The sequence below is a fragment of the Mojavia sp. genome, assembly GCF_059505145.1.
Genome location: NZ_JCACKA010000036.1, coordinates 124,004 through 142,096, shown reverse-complemented (window position 1 = coordinate 142,096; position 18,093 = coordinate 124,004). Strand labels below are relative to the sequence as shown.

The window sequence follows — 18,093 nt, the reverse complement described above, 5'->3', positions numbered from 1 at the left end:
TCGTTAGAAGATTTTGCGGTTTTGGTTATCTGTTTTAATTCGCCGCAAAGCATTAGCAACCAGCATCCCCTTACCACTGCCACCAATTCCAAAAATAATGCAATTGCGGATCAAGGAGGCGATCATCCCAACAATATCTATGACATTGCTTTGGTTGTGGACATTAGATTGGGTTGATACGGGTGTGAGGGTGTAAGGGTGATAAATTTTCATTTCCTCCTACACCCCTGTACTCCTGTACCCCTGTTGCCTTGTCTTCTAAGTAATCCAAGACCGCATCTGACAGTGAATAACCCCGTTGATTAGCAAATTTTAACTCTGCTTCTACCGCATCTTTGCCCACCTGCTGGTAGTAGGCGCGAAAATCGTCCCCATCCAACACATGAGCAACACAACCGTATTCTCTAATCGTTACTTGATTGCGTTGTACTAAGCGTGCTTGCTGAACGCTACTAAAAATTGACTAAAGGGCGATCGCTACTCCGGTAATTGGTAAAAACTTTTAGCATCTCAAGATTGCTAATTACTGAAGTAGGAAGCCCATTATAGAATTTTTTCAGCATTTTTAAGGTGGGGTCGTCGTTGTCTTTTACTTGATATCTGCTGCGATTATCAGATGATGGAATAACGGCATAATTAGGGGATGAGCCAACAAAAAAATTCTTATTGCCATTCAACTCTACACCAAGCAGACTCGCGGATCATAGGAGCCAAACTTTGGTGCAGTTGAATTGTCATTTTTCCTGTTTTGTCGATATAACCACATTTGTTCCCAATGCTAACTAGTGCTAAAGAGTCGGAAAACTTAGCAGTGTAATCAAACTGTGGCGGGATAAGCATTTTTCCTGTCTTGTCAATGTAGCCTCTTTGATTGCCGATGCTGACTGATGCTAGTCCAGAGGAAAAATCGGAAGCACTGGTGAACTGTGGCGAGATGACAACTTTTCCTGTTTTGTCAACATAGCCAGACTTCTCGCCAATGGCGATCCATGCCATGCCTTCGGAGAAGTTAAAGGCATAATCGAATTGTGGCTTAATGACAACTTTGCCTGTTTTGTTAATATAGCCTCGCTTACTGTTGTATCCAACCGCAGCTAGTCCTTCAGAAAACTTAGAACCTGCATATAACTTTAGCTGGTCGAGCTTAATCACGAACTTGCCTGTTTTGTCGATATAACCATATTTACCACGCCCAGCGCCCTTGATTTGTACCCATGCTCGTCCAGAGGAAAAAGCTTCAGCAACATCAAACTGTGTTGGAATGACGAGCTTCCCGGTTTTATCGATGTAGCCAGACTTATCACCAATTTTTATTCGTGCTAATCCTTCATAAAAGTTGGCAGCATCTGCTCTTTGTGGACTGAACATAGTAAATGCACTCAACTTTGGCTGGAGAACACGCTTACCTTTTGAATCAATATAAAAAGCTTGATTACCAATGCTGACCAATGCAAGCCCTTCGGAAAAGGTGGCAGCATAATCAAACTGTGGTTGAATCACAAAATTCCCGGCTTTATCGATATAACCCCACTTACGGTTAACTAGTACCCGTGCTATTCCCTTAGAAAAATCTGAAGCTCCGTCAAACTGAGGCTGGATAACCAGTTTACCTGTTTTATCGATATAGCCCCATTTGTCATCAATCTGTATCCGTGCCAACCCCTCAGAAAAGTTTGACGGAGAATAGTACTGGGAGCTAGCAGAAGAATTATTCTGATTCTCGATAGAGCTTAGTTTTTGATTAACACCTAGTCCCAATAATCCTTGAGAGGGTGCTAATCCTATGACAGCAAAACTAATGAATAAAGAAAATATTTGTTTCATAATCTATTTTTCAAAAATACTAATTTTTTTCTGTTTTCTGCAAAGTCTTAATCTCTACGAATGTTTAAGCTGATGATTTGTGCCTCAATTGTTAGTTTGCTTTCAAAATTTGTGAATGATGTTTCTTAATTCAGATAGCAACTAGTTTTATTTTCTGGAGTTTTGGTGGTTTTATATAGTGTATTGGTAATATCAGTGGCTTGACCACCATTATCAATTGTTAGCCTCGCAATGTCTGGCAATTGGTAATCTCGTGATTCTGTAGACACAGCTTGTACAACTGCAAAAGCAGCAGAATATTGTTTAGCTGCTGTAAAAATTTCTGTCATTATGCGTAAATTATGATCCTGGGCAATTGTTTGCTTGAGCTAATGCAGGGGATAAAATTGGCTGGACAAAACTATCTAACAGCACTAAAAGTGATAATGTCAAAGCGAAAAACTTGAAATCTGAATTTTTCATACTGAATAATAACAGTTCTAATTACAGCTTTATTTTTATATACAGGCTCTTCAGTAGTTATTACGCAGAATAGCCTCCTATAAAAATCATATTTTATTTCTGAAAAAACCTACGTAATAATACGGGTAAATATATCTGTCTAACAGCGAACAATGATAAGCTAGCATCTTTTCTAATTAAAGTTTTTAGCGGTCGCATCTTTATCGGGGTAAGCGATCGCTTTTCATCTAACCTGATAAAACAATTCAGTTATTACATACTGTTACCGCCTTCAGGGGTTAAAACATATAAATGGATGTAGGAACTTCAGAAATGCTTAATACTTCTTATTGTGTTAATCTATACCATTGGTTATTTGTGTGCCAATCTATAAAAGAAAAGTTTTGGTTAAGAGGTACGGAAAGTGATGAATCGTGAGTTAGAAACACAAACAGCTTTAACAATCGAGAAATTACCTATTTCTTTAGAAGAAAACAGTGGAAAAACTGTTAATACGGTTATTCATTATGATGGCAGGCATTACGATTTAATTTATGAAAATGTTTATATAATGCCTCCTGAATTAAAAAAACAAGAAATTCTCTTCTGGTATGACCAAGCAATTCAATGTGGAGATCCAGTTCTAGAATTGTGCTGCGGTACAGGTAGAATTGCTATCAAACTAGCAGAAAAAGGTTTACAAGTTACAGGAATTGATAGCGCTCAGTCAATGCTTGTAGAAGCAAGAAAAAAATCTACTCAGGTGGAGTGGCTCGAAGCAGATGTGCGAAAATTTAACATTGATAAAAAGTTTTCTCTTATTATTTTTCCTATTAATTCTATCTGGCATCTTTCTAGTTTAGAAGCACTTGAATCTTGTTTTGCTTGCGTCAAAAAACATTTAAAACCCGATGGGAAGTTCGTAATTGATGCACTCAATCCTTGCACTCAAGAAAGTATTGAGATTTTGTGCGATCGCCGCAGTAATCTCTACTCTGTATACCCAGATCCGGATGGAAAAGGTACAGTGGTAGTTACTTACTCAAATGAATTTGATTTTACTCAGCAAATCTATAAGCAGAAGCTGTTTTTTAAACTAATAGGGCAGGAAAAAGAGACTGTAGAAGAGATGACCTATCGTTTGTATTTTCCACAAGAATTAGATGCCTTGTTAAAATACAATGGATTCACCATAGAATCTAAGTTTGGAAGTTACGCTCGCACCCCGTTCGCGTCAGGCTCGCCACAACAGCTAATAGTTTGCCGCCTCTAGAAGTGATATTAGTTAAGTGAAGCAAACCGTTGGTTACAAAAGTGTGATCGCGGTTTGCCTTCTTTAATGATTAAGTCGTTATGGGACAAGCAGCATTTAGATGAGAGTCGAATCAATGGCATTAGTGGCTGGCGATTTATGGAAATTCTATGGAGATCGTCCAGTTGTTGAAAATGTGAGTTTTACCCTCAATCCCGGAGAAATTCTCGGTCTTTTAGGGCCGAATGGAGCGGGAAAAACCACAACGGTAGGAATGCTTTACGGAGCAGTTATTCCCAGTCGGGGATTTGTACAGTTAGGCTGTTGGCACGTGCATCGTCAAGGTCGGCAAGCCCGTACTTTTATGGGAATTGTCACTCAAGATGATAACTTAGATCCGGAGTTCACAGTTTTTCAGAATCTCATTCATTTTGCCCATCACTATCGCCTAGTTGGTAAAGCCGCACGACACCGAGTTGGGGAATTACTAGACCGAGTGGGATTGCAAAATTATGCCAAGCATCGTCTAGATGAGCTTTCTGGTGGACTGAAGCGGCGGGTAGTCTTAGCACGTGCCTTAGTTAACCATCCCCAAGTTGTGTTTTTGGATGAGCCAACAACGGGTTTAGATCCAGATGCCAGACAAGATTTTTGGAAATTGGTCAGTCAACTCAAACAAGATGGCTGTGGAGTGTTACTCACAACTCACTATATGGATGAAGCACAACGATTGTGCGATCGCCTATTATTACTTCAACAAGGAAAAGCAATCGACCAAGGTACTCCAACAGAATTGATCGAGCGCATTGTCGGTCAAGAAATGGTTGAAATCGAAGGCGTTGCAGAATCTATTTTGCAACAGCTAGCGGTACAAGCAGGAGCTTGGTATCGCCCGTTTGGTAGCAGTTATTTGTTAGCTTTACCCGCAAACAACCCCAATCCTTTATGGGAACAACTTATCGCTACGCAACCAACAAGCCTGACTAGGCGACGGGCTAATTTAGAAGATGTTTTCTTACGACTCACTGGTACGTCATTAGAATGAAGTTTAATTCAAGTATTACCGTTTGGGGCATCTATTCAGTCTGGCGTCGTAATGCTAAGGTGTACCAACATACTTGGCTAGTTAACTTGCTGCCGCCAATCTTAGAACCCTTAATTTATCTGGTAGCTTTTGGTTATGGCTTAACTCCTTTAGTGGGAGAAATAACTTATGGCGGACGAAATATTAGTTATCTAGAGTTTATTGCTCCAGGAACAATTGCGATCGGAGTCCTCAATCAGTCCTTTTTTGAAGGAGCCTACGGAAGCTTCATCCGTTTGAAATTTCAAAGAACTTGGCAAGCATTGTTGACAGCACCGCTAACATTTGCTGAGGTGTTTTTGGGAGAGTGGCTTTGGGCAGCAACTCGTGGTTTGATAGCGGGCCTAGCAACTGCGATCGTAGTAGGTTTCTGGGGGTTATATTCCGGTTGGAACCTGCTTTTGTCTTTACCCCTAATTTGTCTAGGCTGTCTTCTGTTTGCTGCAATGGGACTGCTGGCGGCAGGAATTGTCCGAACGGTAGACCAATTAAACGTACCTATTTTTTTATTGATCGTGCCCATGTTTACAATCTGTGGCACTTACTTTCCTCGTGAAACACTTCCCCCCATACTCCAAAAAGTAGCGAATGTATTACCCTTGTCGGCTTTTGTCGATTTACTACGTTGGCCGCTGAATGTACCAGAGTGGTGGTTAGCGGCGCTGATGTGGTTGTTGCTGTTAATGGGTGGCTGTATGTGGCTCGCTTGGAGACAAATTTACCCTCAGCTATTCCGGTGAAGGGAAGGGGGATTGGGAAAAAGTGCTGAGGGCTGAGTAAGGAATTCTCTGCTTCTCCTTGTCCCCAATGCCCAATGCCCAGTCCCCATTCCCCATTCCCCTGCTTCTACTTACTTGTGCTGCTTGATGGGAATCTCAATAATGAATTCAGTTCCTTGTCCGGGTGTAGAGTTGCACTTCAGTTGACCCCGATGTTTTTCAACAATCGTTTGGTAGCAAATCGACAATCCTAGACCAGTACCAGAACCAATTGGTTTAGTTGTAAAGAAAGGATCGAACACTCGGCGACGTACTTCTTCGGTCATACCAAGGCCATTGTCTGTAATTTGGATCGCCACGCGGTCAAAATCTAGCCGTTCGGTACGAATATGAATGGCTGGCAAGTTTGCCGTGTGGGAAGTTATTCCATTCTCTTGCTCTTGACATGGCAAATGGCCATCTCCATATTCTTGTTCGATAGCATCAATCGCGTTTGTCAGAATATTGATAAAAACTTGATTGAGTTGCCCAGCATAGCACTCAACCTCTGGGAGTTGAATATAGTCTTTATAGACTTCAATTCTCGGTCGTCCTGCCTTTTCTTTTAACCGATGCTGCAAAATTAGCAAGGTACTGTCAATGCCTTCATGAATATCCACTTGTTTCATCTCCGCTTCATCCAAGCGAGAGAAGTTACGCAGCGACAGAACAATCTCGCGGATGCGATTGGCTCCCATTTTCATTGATTCTAAAATTTTTGGGAGATCTTCTTTCAAGAATTCTAAATCCATATTTTCTTGCCGATCTCTAATTTCTGGTACGGGATCGGGATAGTATTGTTCGTAGTCCTGCACCAGTTCTAGCAAATCTTGAAGATAGTTACTTGTATGAACGAGGTTGCCATTAATGAAGTTAACTGGATTGTTAATTTCGTGAGCTACGCCAGCTACTAGTTGCCCCAAACTTGACATTTTTTCTGTTTGAATTAGTTGAGCTTGGGTTTGCTGTAATTGTTGCAAAGCTTGTTGCAAATGCTGGTTTTTGTCCTTAAGTTCCAGTGTTCTTGACTCGACTTTTTGTTCTAGATTTCTGCTGTAATCTTCTAAGCTGTCTTTTGCTTCTTTGAGTTTTCCGTTAGTTGATTCTAAATTGGCATACAGTAAAGCATTTTGAAGAGAGATTGCCATTTGAGAAGAAAGTAGCCCTAAAACTTCAAGCCTTTGGGGAGTAAAGGCATCAATGGTAAGATTGTTTTCTAGGTAAAGAATACCAATTAATTTACCTTGATTAATTAGGGGAATGCACAGAATAGACTTTGGCCTGGTTTTGGCAATATAAGGGTCTTGAGTAAATCTTCCTTCTTGAACAGCATGATTTAAAACAATGTTTTCCTTAGTTCGTGCCACGTAATTAATTAAAGAAAGGGGAAGGTAATACGCTGTGTTTTCTAAAGGAATAGACGAACATAAAGTGAATTCATTTTGTTCGACGGAACCCTTAGCCTCGATTGCTAACTTTCCTTCTTTCTCTAAAATCAGGTAACTCGTTTGAGCGCCTGCATTTTCCATGACGATTTTTAGTAACTTTTCTAGCAAGCGACTAAGAACGATTTCACCCGTTAGGGCTTGCGATGCTTTGATAAAAGTAGTGAAATCCAGGGTTTTTGATGCAATTCCACTAGTCGAGGTTGTCGTCTGAGTTAACTCAATCTCGGAATTGTCTCGTTTATGAATTTTGGAGAAAATTGCTGGATAACTTGATTCTAAATCTTTGAATTTTGCTGTTGCTCCCCAACGAATATAGGCATAGTAAGCTTCAATTAAATAAGTTTGAGCTACTTTCTCTCGACCAAGCGAAAAGTAAAACTCTGCTGCTAGTTCGTTAGCGATCGCTTCATCTTGAATGTAACCTTGCTCCTTGGCTTTGGCGATCGCGCGATCATAAAGCTCCATCGCTGCAACGACTTGTCCTAAAACTCGCGCTTTTTCAGCTTCTACAAGTTCGTACTTGTGCTGGAAGTTGCAGGGAGCGCGAAAGGCCCATTGCTGCATCTTTTGCTGATGTTCTTCAACTACAGCTAGGTACTGTTGTTTTTCGCTAGTTTTCGCTTGAGAATACAAACCGAGAAGAGCCAAGGAATAGAAAAAGGTATAGTTACCAAAAACTATCACCCACCCGCCAACAGGCGTAATATAGTCTGCCGCCAATTTCGCGTTTGCGACTGCTTGGGCACAGTCTTTAAAGAGATACAGTAAAATTACTTTGGCATTGTAGGTGAGAAACAGCAAAATAGGATTTTTTGCTGCTAAAAAAGTAGGCAAGCTTTGCAATTCATCAAAACTTTCGCCAATTAGTTGATATTTATTCTCAGACTTCCCTAATAGATTTAAGGTAAGCTGTTGCCAAATTTTAACGTAGTTAATCGAGTATTCTTGCTTCAGCTTTAGCAATAAATCGAAGTACTGTGTTTGTTGCTGCTCAACCTTTGCTAGTTGCTCTCCTGCCAAGAATAAATGGGAGCAATAGTTAATTGTACAATAGCTAGCAAACTCGATATCACCTGTTTCTAGACCGCTGTGCGCTCCTTCTATAAATGGTTTGAGAGTTGTTTTAACATGCTCTTTCCAAGGACGGATAAAGAGATTGAAGAGGTTATATATCTTGCATTTGAGTTCTCTAGCATTAAACTTCTCTAACAGTTCTAATGCTAATTGACCCGAAAGATATCCCGTTTCTGTGTCCCCTTTGATCGTACACAAAAGCATCCCATACAAAGCATAGGCAAAAGCTGCTAGCCCTGAATAACCCTGGTTAATACAGAAATTAATCTGAGTCAATATAATAAGTGGCAATATCTCAGGTCTGGCAAAGGTAGAACTAGCCGATACATTGATCAGGAGCCGTAAAATTGCTAGTTTGTGAGGATCGCTCATGACGGGAAGGTTGTCTAAGTCCTCAATTTGAGGTAACTCAACTACCCAATCCACCTCATTATTGGTGGATTCTAACGAAACTCCCAGCATTTCAAGTACAGAAAGCCCCGTATCCATCGCTGCGCTCATTTGGCTTTGAGCAAAATAAAACTGGATTTGCAGCTCGTACACCTTCACTTTATCGAGTAGGTTAGTTGTATGCTGCAATGTGGCTTCAGTTAAGGCGGCTGACCGCTCGAAGTTGGTGTTTAAGTACTCTGCTTCTGCTGCTTCTACGTGGAGGTTAAGCGTTAAGTCGTAATGAGTTTGCCAACACTTAGGTGCTAGCAGTCCCAATCCAACCGTTAAGTATCTAACTGCTGGTTCGTAAGCTGTTGCGGCCTTAGCTTTGCGGCCTGCAATGAGATTTAGGCGAGCTAGATCGTCTTTTTGGGTGCGTTCGCTAATCAGTTCCACCCCAATATTGAGTTGATTAACGATGTCAAATATACTTTCTTCAATTTTTTCGGGAGGGGTATTTTTTAGCAGCAGTTGACCAATTTTGAGGTGAGTTTCTTTTTTCTGATCCTCAGGAATCAGGGAATAAGCTGCTTGCTGCACTCGGTCGTGTAAAAATTTATAGGAAATGATTACTGCTTCCCAGTCTGTGGTTAGCTGTTCAAAGTCATCAAGAGTTTGTGACTCATCATCGGTTGCTAAAGGAATTTTATAAGCATTGCTGAGGGGTAAAATTAAACCTGATTGCAGAGCGCTCCAAAGTTCTGTAGCCGTTTTTGACTGACATTTCTCGTGTACAATTGCCAGAACGTCTAAATTAAAAGAGTTACCAATACAAGCGGCTAATTTAAGAACTTGCTGCGTTGTGGGCGGCAGTTTTTGAATATTTCTGGCAACGAGTTCGACAACATTATAATCGGTGATGTCAACGGCTTGAATTTTAGCGATGTCCCATTGCCAAGCGTTAGATTTAAAGTCAAAAGTTAAGAGCTTGTCTTGGTGCAGGGTTTGGAGCAACTGAGTCAGGAAGAAAGGATTACCTTGAGTTTTATTGAATAGTAGTTCGGCAAGAGATTGTGATTTTTCGCTTTCTTTGAGGGTATCAGCTACTATTTGACAGACGTGAGAAAGTTCTAAAGCTTGTAAGGCGATCGCGTTAACAGTTGCACCCGTTTTTTTAATTTCCTCCAAGGTCAGCATTAAAGGATGGGTAGCGCTGACTTCGTTATCTCGATAAGCTCCGATTAGCAACAGATGTTTGCTATCGGGGTCTGTCATCATCAGTTCAATTAATTTTAGGGACGCTGAATCTGACCACTGCAAGTCATCTAAAAACAAAACCAGCGGATGTTCGGGTTGAGCGAAGACTTGAATAAAATTTTGAAAGACTCGATTGAAGCGATTTTGAGATTCGGCTGGCCCTAATTGCGGAATGTTGGGTTGTTCACCGATAATGAGTTCTACTTCAGGAATGACTTCAACAATCGCCTGACCGTTATCACCCAAAGCCTCTAAAAGTTTTTGTTTCCAAACAGCTATACTTTCTTGAGTTTCTGTGAGCAACTGGCGAATCAAATCTTGAAACGCGTTAACAACAGCACTATAGGGAATATTTCGTTTAAACTGATCGAACTTACCTGCAATAAAATAACCGCGTGCTTTCACAATCGGTTTGTGAACTTCGTTGACTAAAGCGGACTTACCAATCCCGGAATAACCCGCCACCAGCATCATTTCCGTCGAGCCGGAACTGGCTGGTTTCTCTGACACAGTTGCAACGCGAACGAAAGCCTCAATAAGCGTAGCAACTTCGGCTTCACGACCGTAAAGTTTTTGCGGAATTTGTAGTTGACCGCAACGGTCTTGTTCGCCCAAAATGAAGTTTTCTATTTTGCCTGTAACCTGAAGCTGGATGAGACAAGTTTCTAAATCAGCTTGCAGACCGAGAGCGCTTTGGTATCTATCTTCTGCTGTCTTTGCCAACAACTTCAGGGTGATGTTAGAAATACTTACAGGAATTTGAGGATTGAGTTCGCTAGGGGGTAACGGTTGTTTGGCAATATGACAGTGAACTAACTCCATTGGGTCATTCGTTGAAAAAGGTAGCTTACCTGTGAGGATTTCATAAAAAGTGACTCCTAAGGAATAAAAGTCAGTACGATAGTCAATGGAACGATTCATGCGCCCAGTTTGTTCCGGGGACATATAGGCAAGCGTCCCTTGTATAAAGTTAGGATTGCTGAAGTTGGGATTTTCTTTTGATAAACGCGAAGCAATACTAAAGTCAGTAATTTTGACTTGTAAAGTTTCTGGATTGATAATAATATTTTGGCTTTTAATATCTTTATGGATAATCTGATTTTCGTGCAAATCGAACAGAGTCTTTGCTAGTTGAATGGCAATTTTGAGAAAGGTAACAATATCGATAGGGTTGTGATCAATAAATTGTTTGAGAGACTGACCGCCAAAATCTTCCCAGACTATAACAAGACTGTTGCGATAGTTTTCCAGCCCGTAAGGTTGAACGATTCCAGCTATTTTTAGCTTTTTTGAGATATCGTATTCGTGCCGGAGTTGCGTAATTTCTTCTAAGGTGGGACACTCAGCACGGAGCGTTTTGAGAATAACTGGTTTCGTAGCTTTTTCTCCTAAAGCTCGATATATAACGGTTCTCGAATCTTCATAAACTGTTTCTATAACTTTGTATTCTAAAAGAGTAGTCATAATTTTTCTCGTTTTACTGTCGTAAATGACACATTAAAAGGAAATAAAACAGATTTTTAACTGCAAGTTTACTGCCGAATTGGGGATTGCTTTTCCTAGCGGTAGCTTCAGGAATGGCGATTGTAACCCTAATGTCCTCCTATTAACTTAATATTCCCAAGTTCATTGGTTAATTTAGAGGATTCATGAAAACTATAAAAAGTTATGTTAGTCGCTTTTGTCCAAGTAACAAATTATAGTTATCGTTAATGTAGGAATCAGATTCAATTTTGGAAAAAAATTAAGGGAAAATACAGATAAAGATAAAAATTTAGATAAAGTGAATTGGGGATTGAGGAACTTGGGGCCCCCTTTGGGGATAAGGATTGGTATGTGTAGGATGCGATCGCTCTACAAGAAACTAAGATTAAAAGCGATCGCTATTGTTTACGTGAAAGCCACAAATTTTTAGGTATTTGCTGCAAAGACTTCAGTGATAGCCGCAAATATTAAAACAAAACTTAGAAACACGTTCAGATTTACGACAAATGCTGATGCAAAACTTAATTTCGCTATTTGAGTATTACTGAGACATAACTATTCACCTCAATTTAGTTGTAAAAGTTATGGCTGGCGAAATTGGTTTCTCAGGTCGCGCAACATTTTACTGCTTCCTTGGTCAAGCAAGCATGATGCTGATATTGAGAGCCAGTTAAAAAACGATCGCCCTTGCAAGTGAAGAGCGATCGCTTAATTTTCAACAGATAATAGAGGACGAAAAGCTTACTTCATGGTTGCCATAACAGGTACTACCTCAGCCTCTGCAAATTTAGGAGCTAAGAACCCATTAGCATAAATCCGAGGATTCGCTTGCGAAATTACAGTGTATGATTGGCGAACCTGAGCATTTACCGCGACAGTCTTGACATCGTACATCTGCATAAGCATCTTAGGGTAAAACCCAATACCGATAATCAGCACCAAAAAGCAGGCAGCGATAAACACTTCACGCGGACTGGCATCTCTATATACTGCCTCGGTAGGCACAACGCAATCTGTACCAAAACAAACCGCTTCTTCATCTTCCTGATTCTGCAAGCCTGCATCTGTAAGGTTGCAAGTAAGTTCTGCACCTGAGCCGTAAAATACTTGCCGCAGCATGGATAGCAGATAAATCGGTGTGAGAATAACTCCTACGGCCGCCAGGAAAACTGTTACGGTGCAGAAGGTCGAACTGTAGACATCGCTGGTTGTCAAACCCAGGAAAACCGAGAGTTCGCCAGCAAAGCCGCTCATACCGGGGAGAGCCAAAGAAGCCATCGAACCGATTGTAAACAGAGCAAAGACTTTGGGCATGGCTTGACCAATACCACCCATATTTTCCATTGCCATGGTGTGGGTGCGGTCATAAGTCACCCCTGCCAAGAAGAAAAGCACCGATGCAATTAAACCGTGGGAAATCATCTGTAACATCGCGCCGTTGATTCCCAAATCGGTGAAGGAGGCAATACCCAGCAATACAAACCCCATGTGGGAAATCGACGAATACGCTAGGCGACGCTTCATATTGGACTGGGCAAAGGAGTTTAACGCGCCATAGATAATGTTAACAACGCCCAGAATCGCTAAAATAGGCGCAAAATATATGTGTGCATTGGGTAGAAGCTCAAGATTTAGACGTATCAGCCCGTAGCCGCCCATTTTCAACAGCACGCCTGCCAAAATCATCGACACGGGAGCAGATGCTTCACCGTGGGCATCAGGCAACCAAGTGTGCATGGGGAAAACAGCGAGCTTAACGCCAAATGCAATTAGCAATCCCGCATAAAGCAGCAGTTCTAAACCAAGCGGGTAATCTTTCATGCCCAGGGCGGTCATATCAAAGGTTATGGAGCCGCCACCATAAAGCGCCATTGCCAGTCCTGCGATCAAAATAAATATAGAAGCGGCTGCTGTATATAGCAAAAATTTTGTTGCTGCATAGCGACGCTTTTGCCCGCCCCAAATGCAAACGAGTAAGTAGACAGGAATCAGCTCGACTTCCCACATGATGAAAAATAGCAGCAAGTCTTGGGCGACGAACACCCCTACCTGTGCGGAATACAGCACGAGCATGAGAAAGTAAAACAGGCGGGGTCTACGATCAACTTGCCATGCCGAAAACATCGAGAGTGTGGTCACAAATCCTGCTAGCAACACAAGCGGGACTGACAGTCCATCAACCGATAATGCCCAGTTCAAACCCAACTGAGGCACCCAGGCATAATTCTCCACGAGTTGAAAACTAGCACTGCTTGCATCGTAATGCTTCCAAAAGGTGTAGCACATCAAGAAAAAGTCTGCGATACCTACGCCTAGAGCATACCACCGCACGCGCTTGCCATCTTTATCAGGCAGCACAGGGATAAGCAGGGAAGCAACCAGTGGTAGTAGGACAATCGCGGTAAGCCAGGGAAATCGATCCGCTATCATGTCAATGAGAAAAAATACTTATCTGTGAATAAAGTCATTCTACTAGAGCTTGTAAACAATTGTGAATAAATATTTACTTCATTAGGCATAGAGAAATTTCTACCCTATGAGTTGTTGCAAAAGTACACATAAAAATGCAACTATATTTCAGTTAAGTTGAAACATTTATTTATATTTCTTAAAATATTTATATATAAATACCAATACCTTGATTAAAATCACCTATGTCTTCAACAAATTCTCAATCCTACAGTTCTAATGAAGTGCTGACTCAGCCTCCATCTACTACACCGTCTTCAACAAATTCTCAATCCTACAGTTCTAATGAAGTGCTGACTCAGCCTCCATCTACTACACCTTCATGGAAAATTAAGCTGCTGTATGACGGTGAATGTCCTTTATGTATGCGCGAAGTCAACTTTTTGCAAAAACGGGATGCGGGTCGGGGGTTAGTGTCGTTTGTAGACATTGCAGACGATGACTATAATCCAGAAGCCAATGGCGGAGTTGACTTTGAAACAGCAATGGGGCGTATCCATGCTGTGTTACCAGATGGGACAGTTGTACAAAATGTTGAGGTCTTTCGCCGTGTTTATAAAATCTTGGGGATGGGTTGGGTTTATGCCATAACTCAGTTACCTCTGGTTGGCGCGATCGCAGATTTTCTTTATGGAATTTGGGCAAACTGGCGACTCGCCATCACAGGTAGACCGAATTTAACTACTGTTCTAGCCCAACGCCAAGAACGACTGGCCTGTAATACCGAGGGGCGTTGTCGGATAGATTAAAATGGCGTTGTTACTTGTAGTTGCAGGGGATCTCCCAATTGCGGATGCTGGAAGCAAAGTTGCCTAGCGTGCAAATATAAGCGCTTGGTAACTGCGCCACAACCATAAAGGCGATCGCCCAAAATCGGTTTACCTAGCCCTTGCGAATCAGCAGCATGAACTCTTAACTGATGGGTACGCCCTGTTAGCGGCTTAAACTCAACACGAGTATAGTTTCCTTCTCTAGCTATTGCTTGAAAATGCGTGATGCTGGGTTTACCGCGCTGCCAATCAACTTGCTGATAGGGGCGATTATCAGGATTTCCCCACAGTGGCAATTCAATTACACCTCGGTCTGTGCTTACAATCCCGGAAAGTAGGGCTTCATAAACTTTGTGAACTTGCTGTTGCTGAAATTGGATACTCAGTTGGCGATGAGTTTGGCGATCGCGTGCCAGCACCAGAATACCGGAGGTGTCTTGATCGAGTCGATGCACGGCATTGAGTAAGATACCGTCTGTAAACAAATTACGCAAACGACCCAGAACGCTGTCTTGGCTATCAAAATAACGGCCGGGAACTGATAATAATCCTGCGGGTTTGTTGACGACAATCAACCATTCGTCTTTGTAAATAATTGGTAAGGTGACCTCTTCCCTAGAAGGGGAGGTTGGGGAGTTACTTAATCCTGACAGTAAAAAACCCATCAATGGCTGACAGCGTTCTGCACAAGCACCGTAAAATTTACCCGGAATTTTGTCTTGATCGGCGGCGGAAGATCCCCACCAAAACTCTGCCATTGCCAATGGTTTGAGATTATTTGTTGCTGCATAGTGCAGTAGCTTGGGGGCGCAACAGTCACCTGTGCCAGTAGGTAAGCCTCTCGGCATTAACTGCTGTAGCGATCGCGATTGTCCGAAAAAATTCATTACAGTGTAAGCCGCGTGCATCTGCGCCTGGAGTTGGCGAGAAAGTAGTTTACGCTGTTGTTTAAGTTGCCCTATTCGCGTATCTGCTGCTGCAATTAATTGCTGAAGCGGTTGTAAGACTTCATTTTGTTGGCGTTTGAGTTGTCGGCGCTCAATTCCCTGCTGACGGCTTTCTTCATCAAGTTGTTCAAGGGCAATAGTGAGTGCTTCTCCTGCGAGTGTTTCATAGAGTTGCTGACGTTTTTGCTGGCGTTGATGTTTGCAATCACGATGGCGATCGCTCATTGCTTGCAACTGCTGTTCAAACTCACGAGATAGGGTTTCGTAATCCTGCCTTTGTGGGAGTTGCTTGAGATGAATTAATTCCTGCTTGATAGCCTCCAATTCAGCCAAAGTCTGGGCTTCCTCTAAGGCAACTTCCTCTCGCCCCGGAATCGGTGGAACCCAACCTTCAACTACACTACAACCATTCAGCAACCCGGAGAAAGCTTTGAGTATTCGTTGTTCACTATTAGGTAATTCAACTAACAATACTCCATACATCTTGCCTTCAAGAGAATAAAGGTTATCGGTGGCAAGTTGTTGCATTAAACTCAGTGCGATCGCTTCTACTAAAGGAGTGCGAGGTAGCCTTAGTAAATGACCACTTTGAGGACAACGCCCTTCATAATAATAGCTTGGGGATGCGTTGCTGAGTGCAAAATTCCCGTCAATAAAATCTAAAAGCGGATGGAGACACATCATACAAGGTATGATATCAAGCCTGAGCGATCGTGTTTATGGGGGATGTGCGATCGCCTTTGCTGTAGACTATGCGATCACATTCACTTACTAAAAAAGCCGTTGCCTACACACTATAGTTCTTGTTCCAAAATTCTCTCAATATCTCTTCCAGCATAGAGAATTCGCAAAATTTGGATATTTTCGTCTTGTTTAAAGTAAAAAATTAGATACTTTTTAAAATCCTTAACAGCCCACTTACGTAGACCTTGTAAACGGGGATTCTGCACTTTATACAATCTACCCATTCCAGGCATTTTTGCTAACTGTGCAAAAGTCTCTCTAATTGCATCAAAAAATTTGAGTGCAGCATCAGGGTTTTCTTGGGCAATGTAAGCAAAATGCTCATCTATATCTAAACTGGCTTTAGGTGTGATAATTATCCGCTTTGTCATTATTGTTCCTGAAGCGGCTTGTTCATCAGGCGTATACGTTTTTGTTCCCACCATTCATCAGTAACTTCTATGGCTTCTCCACTCTCAAGTCCTTCAATTAAAAGTTCCTCTATATTTTCTTTAGCTTGGCGCTGTTGGTCTTGATTAATTAACTCTAAAAGATATTCGCTTATTGAAGCATAGCCGCCTTTTGTAACTTGTTCCTCAACAAAGATTTTCATTGAGTCAGACAAGAAAATATTTATACTAGTCATAAGCAAGCCAAAATTCAAAATAGTTCGGTTGGGATGCTCCCGTTTAATCTTGATTAATATTCTAATATGGATTGACTAAAGGCTCAGTACAGAGAGATTATCGAAAAAGTGCTGAAAGAGTATGCTGATTTTTTAGGTAGCAACGAGGAAGTTGTAGAACATCTCCGGGAGTACCTTGAAGATTTACAAGACGAACTTCAAGGGACAAGTGATTCAAGAACACTCAACAACAACTAATTGCAGCTAGCTGCTCAAAGTGCTAAACGAGAAATTGCGGAGGGAGGTGCGAAACCAATGGACTATGCTCAGTTATGAAGTCCGCAACCCCTTCATCTTTTTGGGATGCATACCAGTCTCTTGAATTCCTAAGCACTGACAATGAAATCTAGCGCCACAGATATATCTGGAAACCCGATTGGGTAAATTGTTCCACCTGTTAACGTGAACTTGGAAGCGTATTCACCATCTTGGGGGTCTCGAAATACTACAAGCTGCATTTTTTTGAGGTTAACTACCCAATATTCAGGGATTTCAGCTTCAGCATAGACTGTACTTTTAATTTCCAAATCTTTATCTAAGCTGGAATCTGAGTATTCAATCAGCCAGAAGATATTTTCAGGATAAGGATGACGATTGAGGTAATGACGACCCAAGCGTTGCACAATGGCGATATCTGGCTGGGCTTCCGAGTTTTTAGTCAGTCTAATTGGTTTACATTGACGAATCATAGCGCGATCGCCCAATAACCGAGTGAGATATTCCCCGGCTTCACTACTAAAATAGGCGTGGGGTTCGCCTTCCGGTGACATCTCTACAATTTCTCCTCTTAGTAATTCCACACACCGATCATCCAAGATGCCTGCTGCAATCATGCGATGATATTCATTTGTTGTCCACTTGGCTGGAGTTACAACCATAGCGATCGCTTTTTTATTGCTCTGATCATCTCATTTCACATCGTATCTTAAATAATCGCTCATACTGCAACACAGTTCAGTAGACTTCTGGCAAAATCCGAATAATTCTAAAAGGAACCACAGATGAACACCGATATTTATCGGTGTTCATCTGTGTTTATCTGTGGTTTTATATAGAAAACATAGACTTATGCAAGAAGTCTATTGCTGTGCCTTTACGACTAATCTTGAAGTTCCGAGTTCCAAGCACGACATTCCGAGTTTCAAGCTCGGTGTTCCGAGTTCCAAGTACGGCGTTTCGAGTTCCAAGCTCGGTGCTTCGAGTAAAAAGCACGGTCTTTCGAGTAAAAAACTCGGCGTTACGAGTTCAAAGCTCGGTCTTTCGAGTAAAAAGCTCGGCGTTACGAGTTCAAAGCTCGGTCTTTCGAGTAAAAAGCACGGCGTTACGAGTTCAAAGCTCGGTCTTTCGAGTAAAAAGCACGGCGTTTCGAGTTCAAAGCTCGGTCTTTCGAGTAAAAAGCTCGAATGAACACAAATTGTATGGGTGCATCCCAGTTTTTATTTTGCAATGAGAGGATAACGGTCATTGCGTTCGCGTAGCGTCTCGTAGAGAGGAGGAACGACGA

15 protein-coding genes are annotated in these 18,093 nt (G+C 41.8%); 6 read left to right on the top strand and 9 right to left on the bottom strand.

What is annotated here, in order from left to right; translation table 11 throughout:
* Positions 1-3: 3 nt before the first annotated feature.
* From AC5JL8_RS06935 to AC5JL8_RS06925, 3 genes are all read right to left on the bottom strand, one after another.
* Complete coding sequence (locus AC5JL8_RS06935; protein ID WP_495879048.1) at positions 4-213, bottom strand: hypothetical protein; 210 nt, start codon at positions 211-213, stop codon at positions 4-6.
* Between the two features lie 450 nt (positions 214-663).
* Positions 664-1,824 (bottom strand): WG repeat-containing protein, encoded by a 1,161-nt coding sequence (locus AC5JL8_RS06930; protein WP_495879047.1) that lies wholly within the window; start codon positions 1,822-1,824, stop codon positions 664-666.
* A gap of 125 nt (positions 1,825-1,949) precedes the next feature.
* Positions 1,950-2,153: a hypothetical protein gene (locus AC5JL8_RS06925; protein ID WP_495879046.1), complete on the bottom strand. Its 204-nt coding sequence runs from the start codon at positions 2,151-2,153 to the stop codon at positions 1,950-1,952.
* Between the two features lie 539 nt (positions 2,154-2,692).
* On the opposite strand from AC5JL8_RS06925, the gene AC5JL8_RS06920 reads away from it, so the two are divergent.
* The 3 genes from AC5JL8_RS06920 to AC5JL8_RS06910 all read left to right on the top strand — a co-directional run bounded on the left by AC5JL8_RS06920 (position 2,693) and on the right by AC5JL8_RS06910 (position 5,341).
* Positions 2,693-3,538 (top strand): class I SAM-dependent DNA methyltransferase, encoded by an 846-nt coding sequence (locus tag AC5JL8_RS06920; RefSeq protein ID WP_495879062.1) that lies wholly within the window; start codon positions 2,693-2,695, stop codon positions 3,536-3,538.
* Positions 3,539-3,638: 100 nt separating this feature from the next.
* The gene (locus AC5JL8_RS06915; protein WP_495879045.1) at positions 3,639-4,562 is read left to right on the top strand and encodes an ABC transporter ATP-binding protein; all 924 of its coding nucleotides are present in this window, start codon (positions 3,639-3,641) and stop codon (positions 4,560-4,562) included.
* Positions 4,559-5,341, top strand: a complete 783-nt coding sequence (locus AC5JL8_RS06910) for an ABC transporter permease (RefSeq protein ID WP_495879044.1) — start codon at positions 4,559-4,561, stop codon at positions 5,339-5,341. The genes AC5JL8_RS06915 and AC5JL8_RS06910 overlap by 4 nt, the downstream gene beginning before the upstream one ends.
* A 110-nt stretch (positions 5,342-5,451) precedes the next feature.
* Here the strand turns inward: AC5JL8_RS06910 and AC5JL8_RS06905 are convergent, their stop codons facing one another.
* Positions 5,452-10,974: a trifunctional serine/threonine-protein kinase/ATP-binding protein/sensor histidine kinase gene (locus tag AC5JL8_RS06905; protein ID WP_495879043.1), complete on the bottom strand. Its 5,523-nt coding sequence runs from the start codon at positions 10,972-10,974 to the stop codon at positions 5,452-5,454.
* Positions 10,975-11,736: 762 nt separating this feature from the next.
* Positions 11,737-13,425, bottom strand: a complete 1,689-nt coding sequence (locus tag AC5JL8_RS06900) for an NAD(P)H-quinone oxidoreductase subunit 4 (protein ID WP_495879042.1) — start codon at positions 13,423-13,425, stop codon at positions 11,737-11,739.
* A gap of 224 nt (positions 13,426-13,649) precedes the next feature.
* Here AC5JL8_RS06900 and AC5JL8_RS06895 point away from each other — a divergent pair, with 224 nt between their 5' ends.
* A complete protein-coding gene (locus AC5JL8_RS06895) occupies positions 13,650-14,213 on the top strand; it encodes a thiol-disulfide oxidoreductase DCC family protein (RefSeq protein ID WP_495879041.1) in 564 nt (187 codons plus the stop codon).
* Here AC5JL8_RS06895 and AC5JL8_RS06890 read toward each other — a convergent pair.
* The 3 genes from AC5JL8_RS06890 to AC5JL8_RS06880 all read right to left on the bottom strand — a co-directional run bounded on the left by AC5JL8_RS06890 (position 14,210) and on the right by AC5JL8_RS06880 (position 16,517).
* Positions 14,210-15,865, bottom strand: coding sequence for a pseudouridine synthase (locus AC5JL8_RS06890; RefSeq protein ID WP_495879040.1), 1,656 nt, complete (start codon positions 15,863-15,865; stop codon positions 14,210-14,212). The two genes, AC5JL8_RS06895 and AC5JL8_RS06890, sit on opposite strands and share 4 nt — an antisense overlap.
* 110 nt (positions 15,866-15,975) lie before the next feature.
* On the bottom strand, positions 15,976-16,296 hold the full coding sequence (locus AC5JL8_RS06885) for a type II toxin-antitoxin system RelE/ParE family toxin (protein WP_495879039.1): 321 nt from the start codon (positions 16,294-16,296) through the stop codon (positions 15,976-15,978).
* Positions 16,296-16,517 (bottom strand): ribbon-helix-helix domain-containing protein, encoded by a 222-nt coding sequence (locus tag AC5JL8_RS06880; RefSeq protein WP_495879038.1) that lies wholly within the window; start codon positions 16,515-16,517, stop codon positions 16,296-16,298. The genes AC5JL8_RS06885 and AC5JL8_RS06880 overlap by 1 nt, the downstream gene beginning before the upstream one ends.
* Positions 16,518-16,658: 141 nt before the next feature.
* Between AC5JL8_RS06880 and AC5JL8_RS06875 the strand changes: the two genes are divergently transcribed.
* On the top strand, positions 16,659-16,787 hold the full coding sequence (locus tag AC5JL8_RS06875) for a hypothetical protein (RefSeq protein ID WP_495879037.1): 129 nt from the start codon (positions 16,659-16,661) through the stop codon (positions 16,785-16,787).
* A 128-nt stretch (positions 16,788-16,915) separates the two neighbouring features.
* On the opposite strand, the gene AC5JL8_RS06870 is transcribed toward AC5JL8_RS06875, so the two are convergent.
* Entirely contained in the window at positions 16,916-17,467 is a 552-nt protein-coding gene (locus AC5JL8_RS06870) for a Uma2 family endonuclease (RefSeq protein ID WP_495879036.1), read from the bottom strand.
* A 190-nt stretch (positions 17,468-17,657) separates the two neighbouring features.
* On the opposite strand from AC5JL8_RS06870, the gene AC5JL8_RS06865 reads away from it, so the two are divergent.
* A complete protein-coding gene (locus AC5JL8_RS06865; protein WP_495879035.1) occupies positions 17,658-17,996 on the top strand; it encodes a hypothetical protein in 339 nt (112 codons plus the stop codon).
* Positions 17,997-18,093: the final 97 nt, after the last annotated feature.